6 protein-coding genes are annotated in these 5143 nt (G+C 56.1%); 3 read left to right on the top strand and 3 right to left on the bottom strand.

Annotated features, from left to right (window positions below; translation table 11 throughout):
- From RMO15_RS04560 to RMO15_RS04550, 3 genes are all read left to right on the top strand, one after another.
- The coding region (locus RMO15_RS04560) for a DUF3866 family protein (RefSeq protein ID WP_309708415.1) at positions 1-357 on the top strand (357 nt) is incomplete at its 5' end.
- A gap of 31 nt (positions 358-388) precedes the next feature.
- Positions 389-868, top strand: a complete 480-nt coding sequence (locus RMO15_RS04555; protein ID WP_309708413.1) for a hypothetical protein — start codon at positions 389-391, stop codon at positions 866-868.
- A complete protein-coding gene (locus RMO15_RS04550) occupies positions 865-1407 on the top strand; it encodes an NUDIX hydrolase (RefSeq protein WP_309708411.1) in 543 nt (180 codons plus the stop codon). Before RMO15_RS04555 ends, RMO15_RS04550 begins: the two co-directional genes overlap by 4 nt.
- On the opposite strand, the gene RMO15_RS04545 is transcribed toward RMO15_RS04550, so the two are convergent.
- The 3 genes from RMO15_RS04545 to RMO15_RS04535 form a co-directional block, all read right to left on the bottom strand.
- Entirely contained in the window at positions 1404-3122 is a 1719-nt protein-coding gene (locus RMO15_RS04545; protein WP_309708408.1) for a hypothetical protein, read from the bottom strand. The genes RMO15_RS04550 and RMO15_RS04545 overlap by 4 nt on opposite strands.
- 3 nt (positions 3123-3125) lie before the next feature.
- A complete protein-coding gene (locus tag RMO15_RS04540; RefSeq protein ID WP_309708405.1) occupies positions 3126-3746 on the bottom strand; it encodes a sugar transferase in 621 nt (206 codons plus the stop codon).
- Positions 3747-3850: 104 nt separating this feature from the next.
- A complete protein-coding gene (locus tag RMO15_RS04535) occupies positions 3851-5038 on the bottom strand; it encodes a glycosyltransferase (RefSeq protein WP_309708402.1) in 1188 nt (395 codons plus the stop codon).
- Between the last annotated feature and the right edge of the window lie 105 nt (positions 5039-5143).

The raw sequence follows: 5143 nt of genomic DNA, 5'->3' as shown, positions 1-5143 counted from the left end.
GGAACGCGCTACGGTTTCTCAGGGATCGAGCAGGCGTGGGTGCTTCACGTAACAAAGGCGCTTGGTGGTGAGGCGATTTGTTGCCTCCGTGCCTCAGATGCCGATCCACGTCCGCGGCATCAAGGAGTCTCTCACCACAGCCGAACCGTGCTCAGCCTTGCGGGTGGTCGGGTAAGGGCAGGCTGGCCCGAGAAACTCCCCTTGCCCTCTAACCTAGATATTGACTTCCAGCTTGCTAACCCGGAGCCAGGGCTCGCTCTCCTCGCCGAACAGGGAATTTCGGTGACGAGTATGGGGCGCACGGTTGCCCAAGACCTCTTGTTCTTCCAGGTGGCAGCGGTGTGTGGATGTATATGATACAATAACTTCGTCGTGATAGAGTAGAGCCATGTTATTTACCCCGGATGATCCCGAGTTTGCGGCCCTTGAGAGCCGTCACCGCTGGTTTGAGCATGTCCTTTTAGCGTGCTGGAACGAGATTGAAGTTTCTGAGGAGACACCGGCCACACTCGACTGGCCGGCGGTTCTACCTCTGGGAAGCGAGTTTGACATAGAGGAAGTGGAGTGTAGCCTAGCTTATGTGGGGACTTCCGGCTATACGGCTACTATTTGGGATGCCAGTGGGGTAGAAGACGATCTCCCGTGGGCCGTTTTTCTGGTGGATGACTTTGGGGCTCGCCTCCTCATGGAGTACAGCTTGTTTGAAGGCGAGGAAGAAGTGCCTGAGACTGCCCTGGAGGAAGTGCTGGCGCTTGCCGAGCGTGAGCTCCCCGACCGCTTGCTTTCGGGGGAGCTAGACCGCACTCTGGAGCCCGTGGCTATCCCTGAGTGGCTCCTCAACCCGACGTTTTTGGAGACAAATCAATGAACTTAACCGAGACCGTGACTGCGAGTGAGCGAAAATACGAAGGCCGCGTCGTGCGACTCCGCGTGGATACCGTTACCTTGCCCAATGGGAAGAGTAGCAAGCGCGAGATTGTGGAGCATAGTGGTGCGATCGCCGTTGTGCCTTTAGATGCCAATGGCAATGTCTTACTGGTTCGTCAGTTCCGTCTTCCCACCAATGGACTTCTTCTTGAAGTGCCGGCAGGGGGAATTGAGGATGGAGAAGACCCAGCAGTGGCTGCCGCCCGTGAGCTCGCGGAAGAGATTGGATTTACGCCCGGTAAGCTCACCCTGCTCTACGAGGCCTATGTGGCTCCGGGCTACTGTACCGAGAAGATCTGGGGCTATCTTGCGGAGGATCTGACACCATGTCCTGACGCGCACACTGACCACGATGAGTTTGTCGAGACAGTTCCATTGTCTCTGGAGGACGCGCTCGCCGCGATTGGGGATGGGCGCATACAGGACATGAAGTCTATTGCCTGCCTGACCATGGCCCAGCGACTCCTGGCTTCGCGCTAGGATTTCAGGTAGGTCAAGTCCCAGAAGATCGCTGAGTAGTCGCCACGACTGTCCGGCTCTCGGACGGGCGTTACCTGAAACGTCCGGATGGACGACAGGATAGACTCCGGGTAGGAGATCCGGCTGCGGAGCATATCACGCTCCGCAGGGGGAAGAAGCTCAGAAATAGAGAATAGCCCGATAACGCGTCGGTAGGTCTCCGCCCAAGGTGCCATAGCGGCGTCCTCAGGACGATCCCAGCGCAGGGCAGGGGTCACCCCAAAAGCGACGATCTGTTTATTGAGCCGTCCCTCTAGCTCCTGAAAATCGGTAGCGCTGGCAGGCAGAAACGTGACCGGAACATTGGCATAGTGCGCCATCGTGAACGGATCATCGGCAGCCAGAACGCCATCGGTATTGTTCTGGACGCGCTCCAGGTTCGCCCCACTTGGCCCGAGAAAGGCGTAGAGCCGCGCAGGCGCGGGCGCGGTGCGTAGAGCCAGAAGCTGGCTCACTCCAGAGACACAGCAGGCGACAATCCAGAAGAAGACGATACCCCGTGCATGAAGCCGGGGAAGACGGCGTGCATGAACGACTGTCTCTAAGAAGCCTGCGCCCAGTGTCATCACCAGCGGCGCGTAGAGCAACAAGACACTCACACACTCTTCTGAGGAGAAGAACACACTCAGTGCCACCATATGCAGCGGCATGACCATAAACAGCAAGCGACGAAGCTGGTTGAGGCGATGATCGGCAAAGCGTATCAGGCTAGAGGCAATAAAGAGTAATAAGGCAAGCCCGAGAGTGGAGATCGCACGTGGCAAGACTTCGACAATCGTTCGGCTAGACTTGTTCGCAATTTCAGCAACACCTCCGTTGGGAAGGTAGTTCGTGATTGCCTTGGGGAGTGAGCCAGAGTGGTAGAGCGTCGTCCCAGGGTAGGAGTCCGTACGCATGGTCAGCTCGATCCAGCGGCTATGGTAAAGAGGATTCTTCGTGACTTTATACGCACGGGCAAGCTGGGGCACGGCAAAGATCCCCGACGCCAGCAGGAAGACGGCGATCGCGCGGGGATCACGGCGCGTAACACGCCAAACATGCCAGGCGAGAAACGGCAAGAGCAGGAGCGCCGAGTAGATTGTCAGGAACAGCAGTCCCCAGAGAGTACCCGCAGCCAGTGCCAGCCCGACCGGTGCGCGCTTGTCAGAAGCACTCACATCCAGAGGCAGGAGTACCGCACAAAGTACCGCTCCGAGAATCGCAAGGAGTAATCCCGGGCCCGGTGTCACCGTAGCAAGAATCGCTCCGCCACTCCACACAAAAAAGAGAGCCGCCCACCGTGCATTCCGTTTCGGGAAACATCGCGAAGAAAGCCAGAGGGTGGAGAGTCCTCCGCCCAGCAAGAGCACGAGCCCGAGAAGTGTCGTTGCACGCTGACCTTGCCCCCCTTTGGTTTCCTTGAGTACCTTCATGCTCACCGAGGCGAGACCCGTGTAGAGAATGCCGTGCCGGAGATCTGGGAGAGCCCCATCCCCATAAGAAACCAGCCGAGCGGCTTCCAGAGGGCGAATAAGGGGGGTTCCCAAGCGATTTGTCGCGGCAGTGTAGCGGGATGCCAGGAGCTGATCCAGGCCACTTTCTGAGAGCTGCATCGGCGAGTTGAGCCGTGGTAGTAAGATAAGACAGGGAACCGCTAAGAGTAAAAATAGCAAGACATTGCGAACCAGGCGGTTCATGACTTAATACGCTCCCTGGCGTTTCAGCACACTGATGACCGTCTTCAATAAAATCTGGATATCCATCCCAATGGAGCGATGGTCAATGTAGTACATGTCTAGCTTGACGCGCTCTGTATAGGAAACGTTCTGGCGGCCACTTACCTGCCAGAGACCAGTCAGGCCCGGCTTCACAGAAAGTAGCTTCGTGGCAAACTCGCCGTACATCTCCAGCTCAGGAGGGGAGATCATCCGTGGGCCAACCAGTGTCATCTGACCAGACAACACGTTGAAGAGCTGGGGAAGCTCATCCAGGCTCGCACGGCGTAGCTTATGGCCGATCTTGGTGACACGGGGGTCATCGCGTAGCTTAAAGTCTTTCTGGAACTCGGCCATTAACTCGGGATGCTCTTTCAGAAAATCATCGGCATTGGTTACCATCGTTCGGAACTTAAAGGCATCAAAGCTATGGGGAGTACCACCTTCATACTTCTGAAGAGAAAGAACGCGCCGTCGGTGAAGAATTGCTCCGCTTGAGGAAAGACGAACGAGTATTGCCAGAACAACAAAAACAGGAAAGAGCATCACGAGCCCGAAGAAAGAACCGAGGATATCAATCAGACGCTTGGCGGCAAAATAGAGCATGTTTTTGCTTGTAATTGGTACTGGAGTGGCCGCAACCAATTGCTGGTTAGAATATACCTGGGTTTTCATATCCGTATGATCGTGTTCCTGTTTATACACTTTGTTTATATTGAAGTAATTGCATGCGTATAGAGCTCAAGAAAGCGCTTTGCAGCGCAATCCCAGCGGTGGTGACGTTCTACAAAACGCCGTGCTGATGCTCCTGTGGCTTGCGCACAAGACGGATCAGAAAGAAATTTCTGGCACGCCCGTAGGAACTCTTCCTCCGTCTTTGCAATCGTTATGCCACCATCATCTTCGGCATTTTGGAGCGCACGTCCTGCAATCGGCGAGGCAACGACAGGGCAGGCCATTGCCATCGCTTCTAGGGCTTTATTTTGAATTCCTACGCCAATACGAAGAGGGCAAATGGCGACGCTTGCGCGGCTCAAGTAGGGACGTATATCCGGAACATAGCCTGTCACCTCAATGGCAGGGTCTTGTGCAAGACGCTGAACTGCGGGACTTGGCTCGCTCCCGACAATAAGCCAGCGGAGATTCGGGCGCATTTCTTTGAGGCGTGGCCAGAGGCTAGAGGCAAACCCTAAGGCGGCATCCTCATTGGCACGGTAGCTCATTTTTCCACTAAAAATAATCGTGTCTTTTTCTCGGGCTTGGTCAGGACGGGGCTGGAAGTAATCCAAGTCCACGCCGTTGGGAATGACTTCTGGGCTTAGGCGGGAGTCAAGTGTCTGTAGCTCTCGGGCATCGTAAGTGGTTGTCACCGCGAGCTGGTTGTAAAGGGCATAGGCGCGAGGCTCCCACGCGCGCAGCTTGCTCCACTCCTCCCAGGCAATCAGCTTGTGTTTGACACTCTCGCCTTGCTCAAACATCTGGCGCTGAAGAGCCGTGATGCAGTCTACGGCATCCAGAACACACGGGAGATTTCCCAGCGCGGGCCGAATTGCAGCGGCTCGCAGGTGTTCGACGTGAGCGACATCAAATTGTTTCGTCTTAACAAGCTCCGTGACGCGTTTTTTTAGCTCTGGCGACTGGCAGTAGGCAACCCAGATAGGGGTGGGCGTGGGAAGGGCCAATAAGCAGCGCAGCGTGGCGGCAGGTTTTGGGAGCGGAACCAAATGGATGTCTTTACACCAGGTTGCAAGCTCTGCACGTGCGCTCTCGGAAACCGGCGCATCTTCCAGTGCGACAAGGGTGATCTCACAGCCTAGGAGCGCAAGGTGACGCAAGATCTGGTAGGTACGAACCCGAATGGGGGAGGGGACGTAGGGGGAGATAAAAAGGAGCCTCACGGTGTCAGTACCTCCGCATAGTACTGCCGGAGGAGCGCCCCGATAGCATCCCAGCCATAGCGCTCTTCCATTAACTTCCTACCATTTTCGGCGAGGCGTGCGGCA

The sequence above is a fragment of the Armatimonas sp. genome (assembly GCF_031410135.1).
Classification (GTDB): domain Bacteria; phylum Armatimonadota; class Armatimonadia; order Armatimonadales; family Armatimonadaceae; genus Armatimonas.
Note: the sequence above shows the minus strand (reverse complement) of the source record. Positions and strands in the feature narration are given on the sequence as shown.

Bases quoted from the DNA above. Each gene is read 5' to 3' on its own strand.
- RMO15_RS04550 (WP_309708411.1), top strand. From the start codon at position 865: ATGAACTTAACCGAGACCGTGACTGCGAGTGAGCGAAAATACGAAGGC.
- RMO15_RS04555 (WP_309708413.1), top strand. From the start codon at position 389: ATGTTATTTACCCCGGATGATCCCGAGTTTGCGGCCCTTGAGAGCCGT.
- RMO15_RS04540 (WP_309708405.1), bottom strand. From the start codon at position 3,746: ATGCTCTATTTTGCCGCCAAGCGTCTGATTGATATCCTCGGTTCTTTC.
- RMO15_RS04545 (WP_309708408.1), bottom strand. From the start codon at position 3,122: ATGAACCGCCTGGTTCGCAATGTCTTGCTATTTTTACTCTTAGCGGTT.